We start from the raw sequence: 20,683 nt of genomic DNA, 5'->3' as shown, positions 1-20,683 counted from the left end.
GCCGGGAGCGTGGGCGGCCGGGGCGCGGCCCCGGCGCGGGGCGTCAGCCGCGCCCGCCGGTGCCGCGGCGGTCGTCGCGGGCAACCTTGCGGGTGGTGGGCACCTTGGCCGGCGTGGCGGCCTTGGCCGATGTCGCCTTGGCCGTGGTCTTGGGTGTCGCCGCCTTGGCGACCGTGGCGGCGGGCTTGGCCGCCGCCGGTGCGGCGCGCTTCGACGTCGTCGCCACGCGGGCCGTCGGTGCCGGGCGCACCGCCTTGGCCTTGGCCTTGGCCTTGGCCTGCGCCGGGCGTGCCACCGCCGCGGGTTTCACGCGTGCGACGGCGGGCATGGCCACGCTCGGCTCGCGCTGCACCGCCTTGACCAGCACCGGCTGCGGCGCCGGGGCCAGCAGCCCGCGCTGCTCGAAGCCGTAGTCGAACAGCCGGCGCACGTCCTCCCACAGCGCGCTGCTGCCGAGCACGGCGACGACCAGCCGGGTGTTGCCGCGCTCGGTCTCGCCGACGAAGCAGCGCTTGGCCTTGTTGGTGAAGCCGGTCTTGCCGCCGAGCGCGCCTTCATAGGTGCCGAGCAGGCGGTTGTGGGTGACCACCGGCACCGGCACCGCGACGTTGCTGCCGCCGGCGCGGTCGACGCGCACCCAGGCGTTACGGGTGCCGGCGATCTGCGCGAAGGTCGGGTTCAGCATCGCATAGCGGAAGATCACCGCGAGGTCGTAGGCCGAACTGACGTGGCTGTCGTCGGGCAGGCCGTGGGGGTTGGCGAAGTGGCTGTCGAGCGCGCCGAGCTGGCGCGCGCGCGCGTTCATCAGCCGCGCGAAATCGGGGATCGAGCCGCCGACGGCCTCGGCGACGACCTCGCTGGCATCGTTGCCGGACTTCAGCATCATCCCGTAGAGCAGGTCGGAGGCGACCACGCGATCGCCGGAGCGCAGGCCGACGCGGCTCGGCGGCGCCATCGCGGCGGACGGCGACACGGTCACCATCTGGTTGGGGTCGAGGCGTTCGATCGCGATCAGCGTCGACAGCACCTTGGTGGTGCTCGCCGGCGGCAAGGGGGCGTGCGGGTCGCGGGCGTAGAGGATCTCGCCGGTATCGGCATCGAGCAGGATCGCCGCCTTGGCGGTGAGCCGCGGTTCGGCAGCGAGCGCGAGCGGTGCGGTCACCAGCAGCACACCGAGCAGCGCGCGCCGTGGCAGGGGGTCGCAGAAGGCGCGCAAGCGGATCAGCAGCGAGTTCAGCACGGCGTTCATCCTGACTGGCAAGAGGGCAGGGATCTGCGCGCACGAGTGCACCGGTCTTCCGGTGGCATCCATGCCCGCGGGTCACAACGATGGCGCCGACGACACAGCCGATCCTCGCCGCCCGTTCGCGGGCGTGCTCGGCTCTGAATCGTTTAGCGCATCGAAAGGCTGATGCAAAGGGCGATGGGTCAAACGCGAGGCGCGGATTTAAGCATATCCGCATAGCCCTCGCGATAGCTCGGGAACGTGAAGGCGAAACCGGCGTCGCGCAAGCGTTTGTTCAGACAGCGTTTGTTGCCGCGCCGCGAGTCCTCGGCGGGGTCGACGGCAAGTCGCCGCGGCGGCGCGGTGCCGAGTTGCGCGGCGAGCCAGTCGAGCACCTCGCACAGCGGCGCCGGCGTATCATCCACGCCCAGGTACAGCGGCGCGGGCGTCGGCAGCGCGAGCAGGTGCGCCAGCGCCCGCGCCGCGTCGTGCACGTGGATGCGGTTGCTGTACACGCCGGGCACGCAGCTCGCGCCGGCGGGGCTGCGCAACAGGCGCAGCAGGCGCTCGCGGCCGGGCCCGTAGAGCCCGCCGAAGCGGATCACCGTCGCCGGGTACGGCCCCTCGCGCAGCGCCTCCTCGCCAGCGCGCAGCAGGCGCGCGGTCGGGTGCACCGGTTCGGCGGGGGTGTCCTCGTCGACCTCGCGGCCGTCGTCGATCGCATACACCGCGGTGCTCGACGTGAACAGCAAGCGCCGCACGCGCTCGCCGCGCGCCTCCAGGGCATCGAGCAGGCGCCGCGGCCCGTCGAGGTAGGCCGCGCGATAGGCGGCCTCGCCCGGGCCGTCGGCCGCCGCGCAGTAGACCACCGCATCGAGCCCGGCCGGCAGCGCCGCCAGCCCGCGGCCGTCGGCGAGGTCGGCGGCGAACGGCGCGATCGCGGCGGGCAGGCGCGACGGGTCGCGCCGCAGGCCCCACACCTGCGCACCGGCCGCCGCGAGCTGCAGGCCCAGGCGCGTTCCCACGTCGCCACAACCGGCGATCAATACCCGCGTGTGCGGGGCAAGGGCGGTGACGTTCGACATGACGACAGACTCCGGCAACGGCTTCAGTGAGCGCGTATTGCGCTGGTACGACACCCACGGGCGCAAGAGCCTGCCCTGGCAGCAGAGCCCCACGCCCTACCGCGTCTGGGTATCCGAGATCATGCTGCAGCAGACCCAGGTCGCCACCGTGGTCGGCTACTTCGAGCGCTTCACCGCGCGCTTCCCCGACCTCGCCGCGCTGGCGGCAGCCTCGCTCGACGAGGTGCTGCACCTGTGGTCGGGGCTCGGCTACTACGCCCGCGCGCGCAACCTGCACCGCGCCGCGCAACTCGTGGTCGCCGAGCACGGCGGGGCGTTTCCGACGACGCTGGAGGCGGTCGCCGCCCTCCCCGGCATCGGCCGCTCGACCGCCGCGGCGATCCTCTCGCTCGCCGGCGGCCAGCCGCATCCGATCCTCGACGGCAACGTCAAGCGCGTGCTCGCCCGCCACGCCGGCGTGGATGGCTGGCCGGGCGCGGCGCAGGTGCTCGCGCGCCTCTGGCGGCTGGCCGAGGCACGGGCGCCGGCGGCGCGTGTCGGCGCGTACAACCAGGGCATGATGGACCTCGGCGCGCTGGTGTGCGTGCGTGCGCGCCCGGCCTGCGGCGCCTGCCCGGTCGCCGCGGACTGCATCGCCCGCCGCGACGGCCGCCAGGGCGACTGGCCGGCGCCGAAGCCGCGCAGGACCCTGCCGGTGCGCACCACCGCGATGCTGCTGCTGCACGCGGCCGATGGCGTGGTGTTGCTCGAACAGCGCCCGCCCACCGGCATCTGGGGCGGGCTGTGGTCCTTCCCCGAGTGCCCGCCCGGCGCCGACATCGACACCTGGTGCCGCGAACGCTGGGGCTTCGCGACCGAAGGCAGCGAACGGCTCGCCCCCCTGCGCCACACCTTCAGCCACTTCCACCTCGACATCGAACCCGTGCTGGTGCGCGTGCAGGCGCTGCCGGAGCGGGTGATGGACGCCGGCTGGGTCTGGTATAACTCGCGCCGCCCCGACGCCCGCGGCCTCGCCGCGCCGGTGCAGCGGCTGCTGGCCTGTCTGTCCGATCGATCATGAGGTGAGTGATGACGCGCATGGTGCACTGCGTGAAGCTGGGTCGCGAAGCCGAAGGGCTGGACCGGCCGACCTACCCCGGCGCGCTCGGCAAGCGCATCTTCGAGGGCGTCTCGAAGGAGGCCTGGCAGCAGTGGCTGCGCCACCAGACGATGCTCATCAACGAGTACCGCCTGACGCCGATGGAGCCGAAGGCGCGCAAGTTCCTCGAGGAGGAAATGGAGAAGTTCTTCTTCGGCAGCGGCTCGCAGGCGCCCGAGGGCTACCGCCCGCCCGGGAGCTGAGGCCGCCGCGCAGGGGTTGACGCCGCCCGCACCCTTCGCATTTAATGCGCGCCTCGCAACGCACTACCCGGCCAGGTAGCTCAGTTGGTAGAGCAGGTGACTGAAAATCACCGTGTCGGCGGTTCGATTCCGTCCCTGGCCACCAATTACTGATCCGAAGCCGTCCAAAGAAGGCCGTAAGCACTGGTAAACCCAAGGCTTACGGCCTTTTTCACGTCCGCAGTGTTCCAGTGACAACCGCTGACAGCCGGGGCAACTGGCTGCAACATTGGGGGCAACCATGCCGCCCCCCGAGGTGTTGCCCCCAATGCCCCTGACCGATACCGCGATCCGCAATGCCAAACCCGCCGCCAAACCCGTACGCCTGGCCGATGAGGGCGGGCTGTACCTGCCACCAAAATCAACGCCCGACCGCATCCGGTCGGGCGTTTCCGTTTCCGGCTCCGCACCCTCGGGCGAGATCCGGGTGCCTTTGCCGCCTCGCTCAGCTCGACCTGGCGTGAACCAGACACTTCCCCGCCACTTTATTATTGACCCGACACCCCGCCGCCACGCCCGGCACCGGCGCGCGGCAGTTCGACGCGGGCGCCGAGGCCGCGACCGTCGAGGCCGGCGCCGAGCGTGACCTCGCCGCCGTGCGAGCGGGCGATGTCGCGCACGATGGCGAGCCCGAGCCCGCTGCCCTCGGCCTGGGTGCCGGGCACGCGGTAGAAGCGGCCGAACACGCGCTCGCGCTCCTCGGCGGCGATGCCGGGGCCGTCATCCAGCACCTCGATCACCACGCGCGCGGCCTCGGCGTGCACGCGCAGCGTCACACGGCTGCCCGCGGGCACGTAGCGCAGCGCGTTGTCGAGCAGGTTGGCGAGCATCTCGTGCAGCAGGGTCGCGTCGCCGTCCACGTCGAGCGCCGTGTCGGGGGTTTCGAGCGCGAGGTCGATGCGCCGGCCGACCGCGAAGGGCGCACGCTCCAGGCACAGCTCGCGCGCCCGTTCGACCACGTCGACCGCTGCGCGCGGGCCGAGCCCGGCCGCCACCGCGCCGGACTCGGCGCGGGCCAGCGACAGCAACTGGTTGCTGAGGCGGGTCATCTGGTCGACGCTGCGCTGCACCGCGCACAGGGTTTCGCGCCACAGCGCCGGGCTGTCCTCGCGCAGCGCGTGCTGGGTCTGCGTCTTCAGCACCGCGAGCGGGGTGCGCAACTGGTGCGAGGCGTCGGCGATGAAGCGCCGGCGGCTGGCGAGCAGCGCGAGCAGGCGCTCGGTATAGGCGTTCAGCGCGACCACCAGCGGGCGCACCTCGCGGTGCACGCCGGCCTCGTCGAAGCGGCCGGCGTCGCCGGGCTCGCGCGTATCGACCGCGCGGCGGATGCGTTCGAGCGGGCTCAGCGCGCCGCGCACCGCGAGCACGATCAGCACCGCCCCGCACAGCACCAGCAGCCCCTGGCGCCACACGGTGCTGAGCAGGATGCGCCGGGCGAGCGCCTGGCGCGCCTGCAGGGTCTCGCCGACCTGCACCAGCGCCATGCCCTGCACGCCGCCTTCGGCCACCGGCTGGTGCAGCGCGGCGATGCGCAGTTCCACGCCGCGGTAACGGCCGTCGTAGAACCCCGCCAGCGCCGGGTACAGCTCGCTGCGGCGCAGGCCGGCGGGCGGCGGCGGGAAGTCGGCGTAGCCCGAGACGAACTCGCCGCCGATGCCGCTGACGCGGTAGTACACGCGGTCGCTGGTGTCGAGCATGAAGGTGTCGAGCGCGACCCACGGCAGGTCGACGATCACCTTCCCTTCCCGCCCGGAGAGACGCTCGGCGATCACCCGCGCCGAAGCCAGCAGCGTGCGGTCGTAGGCCAGGGTGGCGGCATCGGCGGCTTCGCGGTAGGCGCTGATGGTGCTGATCGCCCACAGCAGCAGCAACGGCAGCAGCAACCGGCGCAGCAGTTGCCCGCGCAGGCTGCCGAGCGCGCGGCTGCCGCCCTCAGCCGGCGTCACGCCGTCGTTCCAGCAGGTAGCCGAGGCCGCGCAGCGTGGTGATGGCGACGTCGGCGGTTTCGAGCTTGCGCCGCACGCGGTGGATGTAGAGGTCGAGGACCTCGGGGTTGACGTCGTCGTCGAGCGCGAACACCTGCTCGAACAGCTGCTGGCGGCGCACCACGCGCCCGGCGTGGCGGATCAGCACCTCGAGCACCGCGAGTTCGCGCGGCGTCAGCGCCAGCGGACGTCCGTCGAGCGTGAAGCTGCGCTGCACCGGATCGAAGGCGAGCGCGCCGACGACCTGCATGGCGCCGGCGTGGCCGGCACTGCGACGCAGCAGCGCAGTGATGCGCGCTTCGAGCTCATCGAGCTCGAAAGGCTTCGCCAGGTAGTCGTCGGCGCCGAGGTTGAGGCCGCGGACGCGGTCGGCGACCTCGCCGCGCGCGGTGAGGATCAGCACCCGCGTGTCGCCGCCGCGCCGGCGCAGGCGCTGCAGCACCTCCAGGCCGTCGAGGCCGGGCAGGGTGAGGTCGAGGATCACCAGCGCGTAGGGGACGCTCGCCAGGGCGCGGTCGGCGGCGAGGCCGTCGGCGAGGTGGTCGACCGCGAAGTGTCGTGCCTGCAGCGCACGCACGAGCCACAGCGCGAGTTCGGCATTGTCTTCGACGAGCAGGATACGCATGCGACATCTGTAGCCGAGCCGCACGGCCCCCGCCAGACGCGGGCGATCGAAAGACAATCGAAAGTCACGCGCGCCTATCGTCCTCCCGTGCCGGCAACGCCCCCCCGCGAGCGGCGCCATACAACGACACCACCCGATGAGGAACGAGACGATGACCCCGACCCTCCCCCTGCGCGCCTCCGTGATCGGCGGCCTGCTGCTCGCCCTCGGCGCCGCCGGCGCCGTGGCCGCGCCCGAGAAGCCCGAATGCATCGCCCCGGCCAAGCCCGGCGGCGGCTTCGACATCACCTGCAAGCTCGCCCAGAGCGGCCTGCAGGAAAGCAAGCTCATCGGCGCGCCGATGCGCGTCACCTACATGCCGGGCGGCATCGGCGCGGTGGCCTACAACGCCATCGTCGCCCAGCGCCCGGCCGACCCGAACGCGCTCGTCGCCTTCTCCAGCGGTTCGCTGCTCAACCTCGCGATCGGCAAGTTCGGCCAGTACACGGCCAGCGACGTGCGCTGGGTGGCGAGCGTCGGCACCGACTACGGGGTGATCGCGGTGCGTGCCGACTCGCCGCTGAAGACGCTGAAGGACCTGGTGGCGGCGCTGCAGAAGGACCCGGCGAGCGTGGCCTTCGGCGCCGGCGGCACGGTCGGCAGCCAGGACTGGATGAAGACCGCGCTGGTCGCGCGGCTCGCCGGCGTCAACCACCAGGGCATGCGCTACGTCGCCTTCGAGGGCGGCGGCGAGGCCTTCACCGCGCTGCTCGGCGGCCACGTGCAGGTGTATTCCGGCGACGTCGGCGAACTCGCCCCGCAGATCGAGGCCGGCAAGGTGCACGTGCTGGCGGTGCTCGCCGACGAGCGCCTGCCCGGCAGGCTCGGCACGCTGCCGACCGCGAAGGAGCAGGGCTTCGAGCTGTCGTGGCCGATCGTGCGCGGCTTCTACGTCGGCCCCAAGGTGAGCGACGCCGACTACCAGTGGTGGGTGCAGACCTTCGACAAGCTGACGGCCGACCCCGGGTTCGCGAAGCTGCGCGAGCAACGCGAACTGCAGCCCTTCACCAAGAGTGGCGCCGCGCTCGACGCCTACGTCAAGGAAGCGGTCGCCCGCTATGCAGCCCTGGCCCGCGAGTTCGATCTCGTGAAGTGAGCCGCGGCGGCGAACCCCGCCGCCGTTCCCCGTGCCGGTGCGCCGCGCCGCACGGGGCAGCCCCCTCCTCCGCCGGAGAACCCCCACCATGCGTGCAGAACGTGTGTTCGGCCTGGTCTGGCTCGCCGTCAGCGCCGCGATGGCCTGGGTCGCCCTCGACCTCAAGGCTCCGATTTCCTACGAACCGGTCGGCCCGCGCGCCGTGCCGCTGCTCTACGCCGGGCTGATGGCGGCATGCGCGCTGACCCTGGTGCTGCGCCCGCACGCCGTGGCCTTCCACTGGCCGCACGGCAAGGTCGTGCACCACATCGTCGTCAGCGCCGGGCTGCTGCTCGGCTACGCCTTCGCCTTCGAATGGCTCGGCTTCCCGCTCGCCACCGCGCTGCTGGCACTGCTGCTCGGACGGGTGTTCGGCGGAAGCTGGCGCACCTGCGCCAGCGGCGGCGTCGCGATGGGCATCGTGCTGTACCTGTTCTTCGACCGGCTGCTCGACGTGGTGCTGCCGCTCGGCCTGCTCCAGCCGCTCTTCGGAGGCTGAACCATGGATACCCTGAACTACCTGCTGCAGGGCTTCGGCGTCGCCTTCACGCCGCTCAACCTGGCGCTGGCCTTCGCCGGCGCGTTCATCGGCACCATCGTCGGCCTGCTGCCCGGCCTCGGGCCGATCAACGGCGTGGCGATCCTGATGCCGATCGCCTTCGCCATGGGCCTGCCGCCGGAATCGGCGCTGATCCTGCTCGCCGCGGTGTACATGGGCTGCGAGTACGGCGGGCGCATCTCGTCGATCCTGATCAACGTGCCCGGTGATGCCGGCGCGATCATGACCGCGATCGACGGCTACCCGATGGCGCGCAAGGGCCTGGCCGGCGTGGCGCTGTCGATCTCGGCGTGGAGTTCGTTCGTCGGCGGCGTGGTGGCGACCATCGGCCTGGTGCTGTTCGCGCCGCTGCTCGCCAACTGGGCGCTGGCCTTCGGCCCGGCCGAGTACTTCGCGCTGATGGTGTTCGCGATCGCCTGCCTCGGCGGCATGGTCAGCGACCGCCCGGTCAAGACCCTGCTCGCGGTGCTGATCGGCCTGTCGCTGGCCTGCGTCGGCGTGGACTCCAACTCGGGCGTGTACCGCTTCACCTTCAACGACGTGCACCTCGCCGACGGCGTGCAGTTCATCGTCGTGGTGATCGGCTTCTTCTCGATCAGCGAGATCCTGCTGATGCTCGAGGAATCGAGCATCGGCCAGAGCATCATCAAGACGACCGGCCGCAAGCTGTTCAACCGCCAGGAGATGAAGGAGACCAACCCGTCGACGCTGGCCTCGTCGATCGGCGGTTTCTTCATCGGCGTGCTGCCGGGGGCCGGCGCCACGATCTCCAGCGCGATCGCCTACATGGTCACCAAGCGCGTCTACGACAAGGACGGCAGCTTCGGCAAGGGCGACATCCGCGGCGTGTCCGCACCCGAGGCCGCCAACAACGCCTCGGCCACCGGTTCGTTCGTGCCGATGCTGTGCCTGGGCGTGCCCGGATCGGGCACCACCACGGTGATGATGGGCGCGCTCGCGCTCTACAACATCACCCCCGGGCCGATGCTGTTCCAGAACCAGCCGGAGATCGTCTGGGGCCTGATCGCCTCGCTGTTCGTCGGCAACGTGGTGCTGCTGGTGCTGAACATCCCGCTGGTCGGCTTCTTCGCCAAGATGCTGACGGTGCCCAACGCGACGCTGGTGCCGGGCATCGCCGCGGCGAGCGCGGTGGGCGTGTACTCGGTGCACGCCACCACCTTCGACCTGGTGCTGTCGGTGGCCTTCGGCGTGCTCGGCTACCTGCTGCGCAAGCTGCAGTTCCCGATGTCGTCGCTGATCCTCGGCTTCGCGCTCGGCGACATGATCGAGCAGAACCTGCGTCGCGCGCTGTCGCTGTCGAACGGCGAGGTCGGCATCCTCTGGCACAGCCCGGTGTCGCTGACGCTGTGGATCGGCGCGGTGGCGATGCTGGTGGGGCCGCCGCTGCTGCGCCGCCTGCGCCGCGGGCGCGCCGCACTCGCCGTGGGCTGACGCGGGCACGCCGCGCCCGGCGCCCCTCCTCCGCCCGTCCCGCCGCGCGCCATCACGCCCGGCGGGACGGGCGGCGACCTTTTTGCGCCAGGGGGTCTACAGGCTGCCGGCGAGCGCGGCGTGCCCGCGTGCACGCGCCAGCGCGGCGGCGGTGTCGCCGTCACGGTTGCGCAGCCCGGTGGCGGCACCGTGCGCGCGCAGGGTCCACACCACGTCCTCGTGTCCGGCGGCGGCGGCGAACATCAGCGCGGTCCAGCCGGTGGCGGCGCGGGCGTCGACCGCCGCCCCGCGCGCGAGCAGCAGCGCGGCCACCTCGGCGTGGCCGTTGCCCGCCGCGACCATCAGCGGCGTACGCCCGGCGGTGTCACGCTCGTCGACCTGGCCACCGGCGTCGAGCAGGCGGCCGACCATGCCGGCGTGACCGTTGCGGCTTGCGGTGTACAGCGCCGATTCGCCCGCCGCGTTGCGCGCCGCGACGTCGGCACCGGCGTCGAGCAGGCGCTCGAGCACGGCCCGGCTGCCACCGCGCCCGGCGGCGATCAGCGCGGTATCGCCGTTCGCGCTGCGCAGGTCGACGCGCGCCCCGCGGCCGAGCAGCAGCCGCACCGCCTCGTCCCGCCCCAGTTCGGCGGCCAGCGCCAGCGCGGTGCGCCCGCGCGGGTCGGCGGCATCGGCCGGGCTGCCTCCCTGCAGCACGGCGATCAGCCGATCGCCGCGCCCCTCGCGGATCGCGCCGAACAGTTCCGCGTGGCTGGGCGGGGCCGGCGGCGGTGCAGCCGGGGGTGGCGCGCGACGGGCGTCCAGGCGCGCGAGCGCCTCGCGCACCTCGACGGAATCCGGCGCGATCGCCCGCGCGCGTTCGAGCGCCGCCCGCGCCCGCGCGGTGTCGGTGCCGGCGGTGAAGGCGCGCTGCAGGTAGTCGCGCACCAGTTGCGCGAGCAGCAGCCGGGCATAGGCGTTGCCGGGATCGAGCGCCTGCGCCGCGCGGATCGATTCGAGCGCGTTGTCGCCCGGCGGCTGGCTGAGCCGCCCGGCCTGGCGCTGGCGCTCGGCCTGCGTCAGCAGGCGCACCACGGTGGAGGTCCCCGGTGCGGCGTCGTCCGGCGGCGTCGCGGCGGTTTCGTCGCCGGCCACCGGCAGCGGCACCGGCGTGGTCGGCTCGGCGTCCTGCGCTGACTCGGCCTCACTGCCGGCCGGCGGCGGCGCGGGCTCCGCCGCCGGCATGGCGGACGCTGCGGTCGATGGGATCGCCGGGGTCGATGACGCGGCCGGCGTGGCCGGTGCAACGCCAGCCGCCTGCTGCTGCGGCGGCGCGGACGCCGGCCACCACAGCCAGGCGCCGACCAGCGCCGCGGCGACCCCGGCCGCCAGCAGGCCCGGCCGCGGTCGCCGGCCATGCCGGCGCGCGTGTCGGCGCACCCCGTAGTCCGGCGGTGGTGGCGGTGGTGGCGCGAACACCACGGGCGCCGCGGCGGCAGCATCGACGGGCGTCGTCGGCGCCGGGCCGGCCGGATCCGCGGGCAATGCATCGCCGGTCGACGCAGCCGCCAGGACGTCGATCCCGGTCGCGTCGTCGTCGGCCTGCGCCGCGTCGTCATCGGCGGTGGTCGGTGGCGACGCCATCAGGCTCTGCTCGGCCGCCGCGTCGACCAGCGCGGCGCTCACGTTCGGCGCACCGTCGAGCGCCGCCAGGAACTGCGCGGTGTCGACCAGGGTGTTGAGGCGTAGCGGCAGCCCCTGACCATGCACGATCAGCCGCCCCAGCGCCTCGACGGTGAAGGGTGGCATCGCCCCCTCCCCGGCGGTGGCGGCGCAGCGGCGCTCGACGTAGGGGCCGACCTCGTCGGCGGCGAGCGGCGGCAGTTCTACGTCGACCGCCGGCTGCGGCCGCAGCGCACAGCCGGCGACGCGCGCGCGCAGCGCCGGCAGCCCGACCAGGAGCAGCAGCGGGCTGGCGACATGGGTCGCGCAATGCGCGAGCAGCCGCTCGAGCACCTCGTCGTCGAGCGCGTCGGCGTCGTCGACGAGCAGCAGCGCGTCGCGCCCCTCGCGGTGCGCCGCGGCGACGAGGCCGTCGAAGCTGGGGGTGGTGGCGTCGCCGCCGTGCGCGGCGGCCTGCCGCAGCAGCGCGTCGAGGTCGCCGTACGGCGGGCGCAGCGCGGTGATGCGGTAGCGCGGCGCAGGCTCCAGCAGCTGCCGGCACAGATGGGACCTGCCGACGCCGTCGACGCCGGTGAGCAGGAGCAGCGGCGCGCGGCGCAGCAGGCCGGCTTCCAGCGCCGCCAGCGTCGCGCGGCGCAACGCCCCCACCGTTTCCGCCGACGGCGTCACTTCGGTGGCCACACGCACTCCCCCCGTGTTCGAGTACCGCCCGCCGCCGGACCGGCGGCCGAACGCGATGATAGGCGCGCCGGCCCGCTCCGGGGCAGTCGCGCCGCCGATCCGCTCCCGCGCGGCCCCGCCGGCGACGGGCCGGCGACAGGTAAACGAAAGCCGGCGCTCCTAGGCTCACCTCCCGTAACGGGCACGCTCGGGAAGCCCGTCATGAACGCGGGGCAAAGCGGAGATGGCGACGGCGCGCTGGCGCATCTGGTTGATCACGCTGGCGCTCGGCACGGCGGCGGGCTTCGCCGCGGTGTGGCTGCGCCTGCCGGTGCCGTGGATGGTCGGGCCGCTGCTCGCGATCGCCGCGCTGCGCATGGCCGGCGCGCCCCTCGCCGTACCGCACGGCGCGCGCAACTTCGGCCAGTGGGTGATCGGAACCTCGCTCGGCCTGTACTTCACGCCGCCGGTGGTCGACGAACTGCTGCGGCTCGCGCCCGCCGTGATGACCGGTGCGGTGGTGACGCTGCTGCTCGGTGCGGCCTCGGGCCGCCTGCTCGCGCGCCTGACCGGCGTGGACGCGGCGACCGCGCACTTCGCGAGCCTGCCCGGTGGCGCCTCGGAAATGGTCCTGCTCGCCGAACGCTGCGGCGGGCGGATCGACCGCGTGGCCGCCGCGCAAACGCTGCGCGTGGTGCTGGTGGTGCTGAGCATCCCGGCGCTGTTCACCGCGATCGACGTGCACGGCAGCGACGGGCGCGGACTCGCGACGCACCCGATCGACCTCGTCGGGCTCGCCGCGCTGGCCCCGCTCACGCTGCTCGGGGTGTTCGCCTGGCGGCGCCTGGGACCGCCGACCCCGTGGGTGATCGGCCCGCTGCTGGTGGCCGCCGCGCTCACGGCGAGCGACATCGAGCTCTCGGGCCTGCCGCCGGCGCTGCGGGCGGCCGGCCAGATCGGCATCGCGGCGTCGCTCGGCTGCCGCTTCTCGCCGACCTTCTTCCGCGCCGCCCCGCGCTTCCTCGCCGCGGTGACCGCGCTGACCTTCGGCCTGATCGCGGTCACCGCGGTGTCCGGCGCGCTGCTCGCGTGGCTCGCCGGCCTGCCGGCGGCTGCGGTGATCCTCGGCATGGCGCCCGGCGGCATCGCCGAGATGTGCATCACGGCGCAGACCCTGCACCTCGGCGTGCCGCTGGTGACGAGCTTCCAGGTGCTGCGCATGCTCACCGTGGTGCTGGTCGGCGCCCCGCTGTTCCGCTGGTTCGCACGCCCGGCCGATCCCGACTGAGGCCGGCCGGCGTCAGTCCCACACGCCGAGCGCGCGCAACTGCGCGCCCGCGGCCTCGGCCCAGCCGCGGTTGGCGAGCGGGCTCGCCGGGCTCGGGTGCAGCACCTCGCCCACCCGTACCGCGTCTCCCGCCAGCACCGTCTGCGCGCGCTGCCGGGCGAAGCGGCCGACCCCGATCACCCAGTCGGGCGCGAGCGCGTCCACCACCGCGCGCAGGTGCGCGTCGCAGGCGGCGAACAGCGGCCCGGCCTCGGCGGCCGGCAGCTTGTCGGGGGTGAGGTTGCGGCCGCCGGCGATGAACGCGAGCGGGCAGTAGTTGACGACGAAGTGCGCGGCGAAGAAGCGCTCGGGGCTGCCGAAGCGCCCGGCGAACAGGCCCCACAGGCGCTTCCCGCTAACCTCCGAGCGGCGACAGGCGTAGCCCTCGATCGGCCGCCCGGGGTACTCGAGCGCGGGCCGCCCGATCGGCGCGCGGATGCCGAGCCAGTCGCGCACCACGGCGACCTCGCCGAAGGGCACGCCGGTCTGCACCATGCCGAACGGCCCCGGGTTCATGCCGAGGAACAGCACCTGCCGTCGTCCCTGCCCGTAGCGCGCGAGATAGTCCTCGTGCGCCGCGCGGGCATAGTCGAGCGGGTTGTAGACGTGGCTCACCGGTGGCGCGAAGCGCAGGTCCGCGCAGGCGGCGGCGAGCGTGCGCGCGGCGGCGATCAGCGGCGTCGCGGGTGGATCGACGTGCACGGGCACACAGGCTCAGGTCGCGGCCGCCGGCAGGCCGAGGGCGGCCGCCAGGCGCGCGAGCGCCGGTCCGGGATCGGCTTCGACGGCGCGCGCGGCGCACACCGGCATCAGGTTGTCGACGAGCCCGAAGTCCTCGACCGCCAGGCCGACGGCGTCGATCCAGCCACCGCGGCCATCGGGCCACGCCTGCCCGGCGGCGACGAGGCGCTCGCGGTAGACCCGGTGATCGGCCGTCCAGGCCACCACCGGCAAGCCGCGGGCGTAGGCGTAGCCGATCTCGAACGCGGTACCGGGGTCGGCCGCCAGGCCCCGGAACGGCGTCAGTTCCGCAAGCACGCCGGCGCAGGTGTCGATCAGCGCGAGGTTGTGACGGAAGATCGCCGGCGCATCGGCGGCGGCGTCGCCGTCGAGCGGGAACACGCCGGCCAGGCCGTGCCTGGCACACAGCATGCGCAGGCCGTCGGCGTAGGCCAGCGCATCGGGCCGGAACACCCCGGGGCCCGCCAGGTACACGCGTGGTCGTGCGCTCATCGACACCTCGGGCGACCCGGCCTCATGGCGCCGGCGGGCGCTGCCATGGCGCCGGGCCGATGGTACCGGTGCGCACGTCGAAGCGGCCGCGCCGGCGATCGGCGAAGAAGTGCATCAGGGTCTCACGCACGGTGGGAAAGGCGATGTCGTCCCAGGGCACCATGCTTTCGTCGAACAGGTCGGCCTCCAGGGTTTCCTCGCCCGCCGCGAACACCCCGTCGAGCAGGCGGGCGCGGTACATCAGGTACACCTGCGAGATGTGCGGCAGGTTGTAGAGCGTGTAGAGGCCGAGCACCTCGACCCGTGCCTGCGCTTCCTCGAAGGTCTCGCGTGCGGCGGCCTCGTCGGCGGACTCCCCCTTTTCCATGAACCCCGCGGGCAGGGTCCACAGGCCGCGACGCGGCTCGATCGCGCGCCGGCACAGCAGCACGCGGCCCTCCCATTCGGGGATGCAGCCGGCGACGATGCGGGGGTTCTCGTAGTGCACGGTGCCGCACGCCTCGCAGACGAAGCGCGGCAGTCGATCGCCGGGCGGGATGCGCAGGCTCACGCGGCCCGCGCAATGGCTGCAGAAGTTCATCGCGCCCCCCTCACGGCGCTATGGCGTTTATCCACAAATGCTGTGGATAAACGCGTGGAAAACTGCGGTGCGGTTCGCGCCGACCCGCGCCGTTACTGGCCTCATGACGCTTTGGTGACATTTCGACCAATTGTTAAGTCATGGAAAATCAATGACATGCGATAAGTCATTGATCTCCTGAGCTTCACCTTCGTGAAGTCGACCTCGCGGCAGGCAGGAACGTCAGCGATGTGCATAAGTCAAGAGCTGCTGCGCCCCGACTCCCGGCGAGGATCGCCGAGCCGCCCCCGGCAAATCAAGCGCACGCCGCCGGCTTGGTTAGCCGTTCGCCTTCAGGCACTCTACGACGCCCTGCGCCTGCCTGCCGAACCCCTTCATGCACCCCCGAACCTTCCGCGCCGACCTGCTGTTGTTGATCACCGCGGCGATCTGGGGTTCCGCGTTCGTCGCGCAGCGCCTGGGCATGAATGCGGTCGGCCCGATGCTCTACACCGGGCTGCGCTTCACCCTCGGCGCCCTCGCCATCCTGCCACTGGCGCTGCTGCTGAAGGAGGGGCGCCCGCCGCGGCGGCCGTTGAGCCGCCGCGGCCTGTACCTGGCGGGCGCAACGGCGGGCGTCCTGCTGTTCCTCGGGGCCTCGCTGCAGCAGGTGGGCCTGCTCTACACCTCGGTCGCCAATGCCGGCTTCATCACCGGGCTCTACGTGGTACTGGTACCGCTGATCGGCCTCCTGCTCGGGCAGCGCCCGCATGCCGGCATCTGGCTCGGCGCGGGACTCGCGATCACCGGCCTGTACCTGCTGAGCGTGGGTGACGGCTTCACGATCGCCTCCGGCGATGCGCTGCAACTGATAGGTGCGGTGTTCTGGGCGCTGCACGTGCTGCTGCTCGATGCCGTCGCGAGGCGCACCCATGCGGTACGCCTCGCCTGCCTGCAGTTCGCGACCTGCGCGCTGCTGTCGATGATCGCGGCGGTGCTGTTCGAGACCATCGATCTCGCCGCCATCCGCGTGGCGGCTCCCGCGATCGCCTACGGCGGCCTGCTGTCGGTCGGGCTCGCCTATACGCTGCAGGTGGTCGCCCAGAAGGACGCGATCGCCTCCCATGCGGCCATCATTCTCAGCATGGAGGCAGTGTTCGCGGCACTCGCCGGCTGGCTGGTGCTGGGCGAGACCCTGACCGTGCGCGCCCTCGCTGGCTGCACGCTGATGCTCGCGGGCATGCTGGCGGCACAACTGATACCGCTGATGCGCCGCACGCGTTCCTGAAGCACCTTCGCCGGCAACCGCTCTCCCCCCGTCGCACGAGAGCGCCGGCGCCACCGCCCGAGGCGAAGCCATGACCCAGCCCTGGCCCTACCCCCGCGTCTTCGCCCACCGTGGCGGTGGCGCGTTCGCCCCCGAGAACACCCTGGCAGCCATGCGCGAAGGCGCCGATCGGGGCTTTCGCGGCGTCGAGTTCGACGTGAAGCTGTCCGCCGACGGCGAGCCTTTCCTCCTGCACGACGACACCCTGGAGCGCACGACCAGCGGCAACGGCCCGGCGGTCTCCCGCACCTGGGCCGAACTGGCACGCCTCGACGCCGGCAGCTGGCACAGTCCCCGTTTCGCCGGCGAACCACTGGTGCGTCTCGAAGCGATTGCGCGCGCGCTGCGTGCCCGCGCGATCGCCGCGAACGTCGAGATCAAACCCTGCCCAGGCCGTGATGCCGAAACCGGCGCAGCGGTTGCACGCGCCTGCGCAGCACTCTGGCATGGAGCGCCCGAGCCGCCGCTGCTGTCGTCCTTTTCGGTCGAAGCGCTGCACGCGGCACGGGCCGCGGCACCACAACTGCCCCTCGGCATTCTGTTCGAACCGGGCGAGATCCCGCCCGACTGGCCCCATCTGCTCGCCACGCTCGGCGCCCAGGCCTTGCACGCCTGGTTCGAAGACCTCACGCCCACCTGCGTCGAAGCGGCACATCACGCCGGGTTGCGGGTGTTCGCCTATACCGTGAACACGGCTGCAGACGCCGATCGCCTGCTGCAGATGGGCGTCGACAGCCTGTGCACGGACCGTCTGGATCTCATCGGCCCCGGCGGCACGCCGCCACCGGGGCTATGAGGACGGCGGACGGACGTCGGTCAGTTCGCCTTGTTGGTCGCGGGGGCGGCAGCCGGCGCGGCAGAAGACTCACCGCCGATCCGGAGATTCTCGCGATTCGTCTCGATGGTCTTCGGACCGATACCGGGCACCTTCGCCAAGTCGTCGACCGACTTGAAGGGCCCGTTCTTGCTGCGGTACTCGACGATCGCAGCCGCTTTGGCATCACCCACGCCCTTGATCGCCTTGGCGAAATCGGCGGCGCTGGCCGAGTTGATGTCGATCGGAGCCGCCGTCGCGAGGCCCGTCGCAGCGACGAGCATGATGGCGCACAGAGTCGAACGGATTGAATTTTTCACTTGCTATCCCCTTACATGCAGTGGTCCTTACCGTACGGCAGGGGGAGGCTGTTGACGGCTTCCCTGCCGCAGCAGCCCGCAGACTGCAGGGAGAACATAGCCGACGGTGGCGAAAATGCAGCCCCGGCAGGCGACGATCAAGGTGGTGCTCCAGCATGCCGCGCGCGTTGCTTGGGGTGGCGAGTGCAGCCATGATCCTGACGATGCCGGCCCACCAGTCTTGAACAAGGCTTAACAAATGCCGACGAGCAAGATGGTATCTTCGCTGGCGTCCACGTCATGGGAGCCCGGCGGGTTTCCGCCCCCACTACAGTCCTCGACCCTGAGCCGCATGGAAAGCTATCCGAAGCCGCTGGTCCCCACTTCTCCCATATTGTCATCGGGCACGCTCGGTCTGCGTCGCGAGCGCACGGACATTCCGTCTGTTCTGGATGCAGGCGTGGCGCGCTTCCTGACCAGCGGCCGTGTTGGTATCGCATGGACCTTACGACTGCTCGGCATAGGCCCCGGCCACAAGGTACTGATCCCTTCGTACAACTGCAGTTCCATGGTGGCTCCCGTGCAGTGGTGTGGCGCCGAACCCGTGTATTACCGGGTGTCGGAGCGACTCGACATTGATCTTGACGATCTCGAACGTCAGCTCGAACCCGCCGTGCGCTTGCTCATGGTGACGCACTATTTCGGATTTCCACAGCAATGTGAGGCCCTGCGCGCTTTCTGCGACCGTAAGGGCATCGCCTTGCTTGAAGACTGTGCTCACGCATTCTTCGGTACTTATGCCGGCCGCCCCTTGGGCAGTTTCGGCGACTTCGCGATCGCGAGTCCGATGAAGTTCTTCCCGACGCTGGACGGAGGTTGTCTGGTATCGGCACGACACTCGCTGGACGGTGTACAGCTGCGAATGGGCGGGCGTGCATTTCAAATCAAATCGTTATTGACCCCGCTTGAAACAGCGCTCGAATACGGACGTCTGGGTACATTCGGTTCGATCCTGCGCCCGATCATGCAGGCCAAGGATTCGCTCTGGCGGACGCTCAAGACTCTGCGCCACGGCACCGCGGAAGGTCCCGAACGCGGATCATCATTTGCGCCGAGCTCATCCGAAGGTGGCTTCGGCTTCGACCCGATGTGGTTTGACACAGCCATGAGTGGAGGCAGTCGCTATGTGATGTTCCATACATCGTGGGCACGACTGGTGAAGCGCCGGCGACGACACTATCAGCGTTTTGCCGAAGCACTGACCGGGCTCTCAGGTTGCAGACCGCTGCTACCTGATCTCCCGGATGGTGTCGTGCCGTATGTATTTCCACTCCTACTCGCCGACCACGAACAGAGCTTTCCTGTACTCAAGCAGCGTGGAGTACCGATGCTGCGCTGGGACTCGCTATCGACCGAAGCGGCGGCGCACTGCCCACAGAGCGCCCTTTACGCGCATGCCTTGGTGCAATTGCCATGTCATCAGGAATTGCTGGATGATGAACTGGAATGGATGATTGCCGAGATCCGTCGGACCTTAACCACCTGACGCGCATACTCGCCTGCCCCGGAGACGTTATAACCATGCACTGGAGTTTCCATTCGGCAAGCGCCTTCTTGGCGCATCAAGAGACCTGGAATCAACTCAATCGGGCATGTGCCGATAGCCCCTTATTACATTCTGATTTTATCGCACCATTGCTGCACGAATTTGGTGATTCCGATCTTCGCTTGGCCGTGGCGCATGAAAACAGTGAGCCAGTAGCCATGACCCTTCTCGGCCACCCGCGCTTTGCCGTCTGGGAAACGTTCCAACCATCGCAACTACCGATCGGCCCTTGGATTTGTGCGTCACATGTGGATCCCATGAAAGCTTTGGAAAGCCTCGCGCGAGCTTTGCCAAAGCCGCTTCTCGCCCTTGGCCTTACACAACTTGACCCGCAGATAACACCCAGACCTGTCGATAGCGACAAGCTTTCAACTCTTGATTATATCGATACGGCGCGTATTGCGGTCAGCGGTAGCTTTACTGACTATTGGGGATCACGCGGGAAGAATCTTCGGCAGAACCTGCAGAAGCAAAGCAATCGACTTGAGCGTGAAGGCATTCAAGTTCGCTTGGAAGTTCTCACCGAAGCCGCCGATATGGCGCGTGCGGTGAATGATTACGGCAACCTCGAGAGTGTCGGCTGGAAAGCTGCCAGCAATACAGCGATTCACTCCGATAACGCTCAAGGGCGCTTTTATAAAACGATGCTTGAAGCTTTTTGCCGTCGATACGCTGGACGCGTATACCGTTATTTATACGATGAAAAAGTCGTTGCCAGTGATTTATGTGTGACTCAGGGTGGCGCCCTAGTAGTGCTCAAAACCACTTATGACGAAACTATAAAAACCTCCTCGCCAGCCATGCTCATGCGCCGTGCATACTTTGAAAAGATTTTCAAAGAAGGCCATATTAGTCGCATAGAGTTTTATGGTCGAGTTATGGAGTGGCATACTCGCCTGACAGACGACACGCGCCGCTTGTATCATGTCACACATCTCGCTATGCCCCGCGTAGCGGCCGTCCTCCAGTGGTTACGCGGGAGCCAGGGCAAGGATGCCGCTGCATTGACCAACCGAGAGTCAGAAGCCGATGTTCAAGCGTGATGCCCTGCGCCTCCACTCGCCTCGTCATTATCAACGTTTTACGTTCATAGCTCTATCACTATGGCTTGCCGCAGCATCTATACCGGCATTTTCTGCTGATAGCGTCTATGATTATTATCATGTACCGGAGGGTAATGCACGCGTCTATGTCGATCAGATCATTACCGTACACTACACTCGGGCTTATGAAAGCTTTGCTAGAAAATCCACAAACAACGAGAACACCTGGAATGAACTTAATTATGTACTGAGCCGTGTACCCAATCATCCTGAGTCCCTCCTACTACTCGTCCAGGTAATGCGGGAACTACCGTCGACCGCTCCGGAATACACCCTCAAATTTGATCGAGCGAAGAAGTATTTTCAGAACGCTTTAAACATTGACCCCAAGCAGGCTGACACTCGTGTTCTGCATGGAATGTTTCTTCAGATCGACGCCACAACCCTCAGCCAAGCGATTGAGGAGTACGACACTGCGATTCAGTTAAATCCGCGGAATGCAGATGCTTACTACAATCTGGGACTTGCCTTGGTGACTCGGCAAGATTACGAGAAAGCCGTAATCGCTGCAAAAAAGGCCTATGCACTAGGACATCCGCTGCCGGGTCTGCGCAATAAGTTGCAGGCAGCTAATGCATGGAAGTGAATAGCATCTCAGCTTCTGCAGC

The 20,683-nt window shown here is 69.9% G+C and carries 20 protein-coding genes and 1 tRNA gene; 12 read left to right on the top strand and 9 right to left on the bottom strand.

The window, feature by feature from the left end; translation table 11 throughout:
• Positions 1–43 precede the first annotated feature (43 nt).
• Both EV699_RS13620 and EV699_RS13615 read right to left on the bottom strand, forming a co-directional pair.
• Positions 44–1,240 carry a D-alanyl-D-alanine carboxypeptidase family protein gene (locus tag EV699_RS13620; protein ID WP_165904138.1) on the bottom strand — a complete coding sequence of 399 codons (1,197 nt, stop codon included), beginning with the start codon at positions 1,238–1,240 and terminating at the stop codon, positions 44–46.
• A 188-nt stretch (positions 1,241–1,428) separates the two neighbouring features.
• Positions 1,429–2,310: an NAD-dependent epimerase/dehydratase family protein gene (locus tag EV699_RS13615; RefSeq protein WP_132543624.1), complete on the bottom strand. Its 882-nt coding sequence runs from the start codon at positions 2,308–2,310 to the stop codon at positions 1,429–1,431.
• On the opposite strand from EV699_RS13615, the gene mutY reads away from it, so the two are divergent.
• The 3 genes from mutY to EV699_RS13600 all read left to right on the top strand — a co-directional run bounded on the left by mutY (position 2,309) and on the right by EV699_RS13600 (position 3,796).
• The gene (mutY, locus tag EV699_RS13610; protein ID WP_132543622.1) at positions 2,309–3,370 is read left to right on the top strand and encodes an A/G-specific adenine glycosylase; all 1,062 of its coding nucleotides are present in this window, start codon (positions 2,309–2,311) and stop codon (positions 3,368–3,370) included. The genes EV699_RS13615 and mutY overlap by 2 nt on opposite strands.
• An 8-nt stretch (positions 3,371–3,378) precedes the next feature.
• On the top strand, positions 3,379–3,651 hold the full coding sequence (locus EV699_RS13605) for an oxidative damage protection protein (protein ID WP_132543620.1): 273 nt from the start codon (positions 3,379–3,381) through the stop codon (positions 3,649–3,651).
• A 69-nt stretch (positions 3,652–3,720) separates the two neighbouring features.
• A tRNA-Phe gene (locus tag EV699_RS13600) sits at positions 3,721–3,796 on the top strand.
• 382 nt (positions 3,797–4,178) lie between these two features.
• Here the strand turns inward: EV699_RS13600 and EV699_RS13590 are convergent.
• Complete coding sequence (locus EV699_RS13590) at positions 4,179–5,636, bottom strand: sensor histidine kinase (RefSeq protein WP_132543618.1); 1,458 nt, start codon at positions 5,634–5,636, stop codon at positions 4,179–4,181.
• Positions 5,623–6,300, bottom strand: a complete 678-nt coding sequence (locus tag EV699_RS13585) for a response regulator (protein ID WP_132543616.1) — start codon at positions 6,298–6,300, stop codon at positions 5,623–5,625. Before EV699_RS13585 ends, EV699_RS13590 begins: the two co-directional genes overlap by 14 nt.
• Positions 6,301–6,451: 151 nt before the next feature.
• On the opposite strand from EV699_RS13585, the gene EV699_RS13580 reads away from it, so the two are divergent.
• From EV699_RS13580 to EV699_RS13570, 3 genes are all read left to right on the top strand, one after another.
• Positions 6,452–7,435 carry a Bug family tripartite tricarboxylate transporter substrate binding protein gene (locus tag EV699_RS13580; protein ID WP_132543614.1) on the top strand — a complete coding sequence of 328 codons (984 nt, stop codon included), beginning with the start codon at positions 6,452–6,454 and terminating at the stop codon, positions 7,433–7,435.
• Between the two features lie 88 nt (positions 7,436–7,523).
• Complete coding sequence (locus tag EV699_RS13575) at positions 7,524–7,973, top strand: tripartite tricarboxylate transporter TctB family protein (RefSeq protein WP_132543612.1); 450 nt, start codon at positions 7,524–7,526, stop codon at positions 7,971–7,973.
• Positions 7,974–7,976: 3 nt separating this feature from the next.
• On the top strand, positions 7,977–9,485 hold the full coding sequence (locus tag EV699_RS13570; protein ID WP_132543610.1) for a tripartite tricarboxylate transporter permease: 1,509 nt from the start codon (positions 7,977–7,979) through the stop codon (positions 9,483–9,485).
• A gap of 96 nt (positions 9,486–9,581) precedes the next feature.
• On the opposite strand, the gene EV699_RS13565 is transcribed toward EV699_RS13570, so the two are convergent.
• Positions 9,582–11,828, bottom strand: a complete 2,247-nt coding sequence (locus EV699_RS13565) for an ankyrin repeat domain-containing protein (RefSeq protein WP_132543608.1) — start codon at positions 11,826–11,828, stop codon at positions 9,582–9,584.
• A 223-nt stretch (positions 11,829–12,051) separates the two neighbouring features.
• Between EV699_RS13565 and EV699_RS13560 the strand changes: the two genes are divergently transcribed.
• Positions 12,052–13,095, top strand: a complete 1,044-nt coding sequence (locus EV699_RS13560; RefSeq protein WP_132543606.1) for an AbrB family transcriptional regulator — start codon at positions 12,052–12,054, stop codon at positions 13,093–13,095.
• Between the two features lie 12 nt (positions 13,096–13,107).
• On the opposite strand, the gene EV699_RS13555 is transcribed toward EV699_RS13560, so the two are convergent.
• Genes EV699_RS13555 through EV699_RS13545 form a run of 3 tightly spaced genes read right to left on the bottom strand, consistent with a single transcriptional unit; the run spans position 13,108 to position 14,947 of the window.
• Positions 13,108–13,836 (bottom strand): uracil-DNA glycosylase family protein, encoded by a 729-nt coding sequence (locus EV699_RS13555; RefSeq protein WP_132543604.1) that lies wholly within the window; start codon positions 13,834–13,836, stop codon positions 13,108–13,110.
• 12 nt (positions 13,837–13,848) lie between these two features.
• Positions 13,849–14,367 (bottom strand): nucleoside 2-deoxyribosyltransferase, encoded by a 519-nt coding sequence (locus EV699_RS13550; protein ID WP_132543602.1) that lies wholly within the window; start codon positions 14,365–14,367, stop codon positions 13,849–13,851.
• Between the two features lie 22 nt (positions 14,368–14,389).
• Positions 14,390–14,947, bottom strand: coding sequence for an NUDIX hydrolase (locus EV699_RS13545; protein ID WP_132543600.1), 558 nt, complete (start codon positions 14,945–14,947; stop codon positions 14,390–14,392).
• Between the two features lie 376 nt (positions 14,948–15,323).
• Between EV699_RS13545 and EV699_RS13540 the strand changes: the two genes are divergently transcribed.
• Together EV699_RS13540 and ugpQ are read left to right on the top strand one after the other, a co-directional pair.
• Positions 15,324–16,214, top strand: coding sequence for a DMT family transporter (locus tag EV699_RS13540; protein ID WP_132543598.1), 891 nt, complete (start codon positions 15,324–15,326; stop codon positions 16,212–16,214).
• Between the two features lie 70 nt (positions 16,215–16,284).
• A complete protein-coding gene (gene ugpQ, locus EV699_RS13535) occupies positions 16,285–17,049 on the top strand; it encodes a glycerophosphodiester phosphodiesterase (protein ID WP_132543596.1) in 765 nt (254 codons plus the stop codon).
• Positions 17,050–17,069: 20 nt separating this feature from the next.
• Here the strand turns inward: ugpQ and EV699_RS13530 are convergent, their stop codons facing one another.
• Positions 17,070–17,351 (bottom strand): ComEA family DNA-binding protein, encoded by a 282-nt coding sequence (locus EV699_RS13530; protein WP_132543594.1) that lies wholly within the window; start codon positions 17,349–17,351, stop codon positions 17,070–17,072.
• A 367-nt stretch (positions 17,352–17,718) separates the two neighbouring features.
• Here EV699_RS13530 and EV699_RS13525 point away from each other — a divergent pair, with 367 nt between their 5' ends.
• Genes EV699_RS13525 through EV699_RS13515 form a run of 3 tightly spaced genes read left to right on the top strand, consistent with a single transcriptional unit; the run spans position 17,719 to position 20,661 of the window.
• Positions 17,719–18,912 carry an aminotransferase class I/II-fold pyridoxal phosphate-dependent enzyme gene (locus tag EV699_RS13525; protein WP_132543592.1) on the top strand — a complete coding sequence of 398 codons (1,194 nt, stop codon included), beginning with the start codon at positions 17,719–17,721 and terminating at the stop codon, positions 18,910–18,912.
• A 35-nt stretch (positions 18,913–18,947) separates the two neighbouring features.
• Positions 18,948–20,015, top strand: a complete 1,068-nt coding sequence (locus tag EV699_RS13520) for a GNAT family N-acetyltransferase (protein WP_165904137.1) — start codon at positions 18,948–18,950, stop codon at positions 20,013–20,015.
• Positions 20,002–20,661, top strand: coding sequence for a tetratricopeptide repeat protein (locus tag EV699_RS13515; RefSeq protein WP_132543588.1), 660 nt, complete (start codon positions 20,002–20,004; stop codon positions 20,659–20,661). The genes EV699_RS13520 and EV699_RS13515 overlap by 14 nt, the downstream gene beginning before the upstream one ends.
• Positions 20,662–20,683 lie beyond the last annotated feature (22 nt).

This window comes from Plasticicumulans lactativorans (genome assembly GCF_004341245.1).
GTDB lineage: Bacteria > Pseudomonadota > Gammaproteobacteria > Competibacterales > Competibacteraceae > Plasticicumulans_A > Plasticicumulans_A lactativorans.
The sequence above is the reverse complement of the archived record's forward strand: the minus strand, read 5'-3'. Positions and strand labels throughout refer to the sequence as shown.

Excerpts from the sequence above, each read along its gene's own strand:
- EV699_RS13545 (WP_132543600.1), bottom strand. The coding sequence starts at position 14,947 with ATGAACTTCTGCAGCCATTGCGCGGGCCGCGTGAGCCTGCGCATCCCG.
- EV699_RS13550 (WP_132543602.1), bottom strand. The coding sequence starts at position 14,367 with ATGAGCGCACGACCACGCGTGTACCTGGCGGGCCCCGGGGTGTTCCGG.
- EV699_RS13540 (WP_132543598.1), top strand. The coding sequence starts at position 15,324 with ATGCACCCCCGAACCTTCCGCGCCGACCTGCTGTTGTTGATCACCGCG.
- EV699_RS13605 (WP_132543620.1), top strand. The coding sequence starts at position 3,379 with ATGACGCGCATGGTGCACTGCGTGAAGCTGGGTCGCGAAGCCGAAGGG.
- EV699_RS13525 (WP_132543592.1), top strand. The coding sequence starts at position 17,719 with ATGGAAAGCTATCCGAAGCCGCTGGTCCCCACTTCTCCCATATTGTCA.
- EV699_RS13580 (WP_132543614.1), top strand. The coding sequence starts at position 6,452 with ATGACCCCGACCCTCCCCCTGCGCGCCTCCGTGATCGGCGGCCTGCTG.
- EV699_RS13575 (WP_132543612.1), top strand. The coding sequence starts at position 7,524 with ATGCGTGCAGAACGTGTGTTCGGCCTGGTCTGGCTCGCCGTCAGCGCC.
- EV699_RS13585 (WP_132543616.1), bottom strand. The coding sequence starts at position 6,300 with ATGCGTATCCTGCTCGTCGAAGACAATGCCGAACTCGCGCTGTGGCTC.
- EV699_RS13615 (WP_132543624.1), bottom strand. The coding sequence starts at position 2,310 with ATGTCGAACGTCACCGCCCTTGCCCCGCACACGCGGGTATTGATCGCC.
- mutY (WP_132543622.1), top strand. The coding sequence starts at position 2,309 with ATGACGACAGACTCCGGCAACGGCTTCAGTGAGCGCGTATTGCGCTGG.
- EV699_RS13530 (WP_132543594.1), bottom strand. The coding sequence starts at position 17,351 with ATGCTCGTCGCTGCGACGGGCCTCGCGACGGCGGCTCCGATCGACATC.
- EV699_RS13520 (WP_165904137.1), top strand. The coding sequence starts at position 18,948 with ATGCACTGGAGTTTCCATTCGGCAAGCGCCTTCTTGGCGCATCAAGAG.
- EV699_RS13515 (WP_132543588.1), top strand. The coding sequence starts at position 20,002 with ATGTTCAAGCGTGATGCCCTGCGCCTCCACTCGCCTCGTCATTATCAA.
- ugpQ (WP_132543596.1), top strand. The coding sequence starts at position 16,285 with ATGACCCAGCCCTGGCCCTACCCCCGCGTCTTCGCCCACCGTGGCGGT.
- EV699_RS13560 (WP_132543606.1), top strand. The coding sequence starts at position 12,052 with ATGGCGACGGCGCGCTGGCGCATCTGGTTGATCACGCTGGCGCTCGGC.
- EV699_RS13570 (WP_132543610.1), top strand. The coding sequence starts at position 7,977 with ATGGATACCCTGAACTACCTGCTGCAGGGCTTCGGCGTCGCCTTCACG.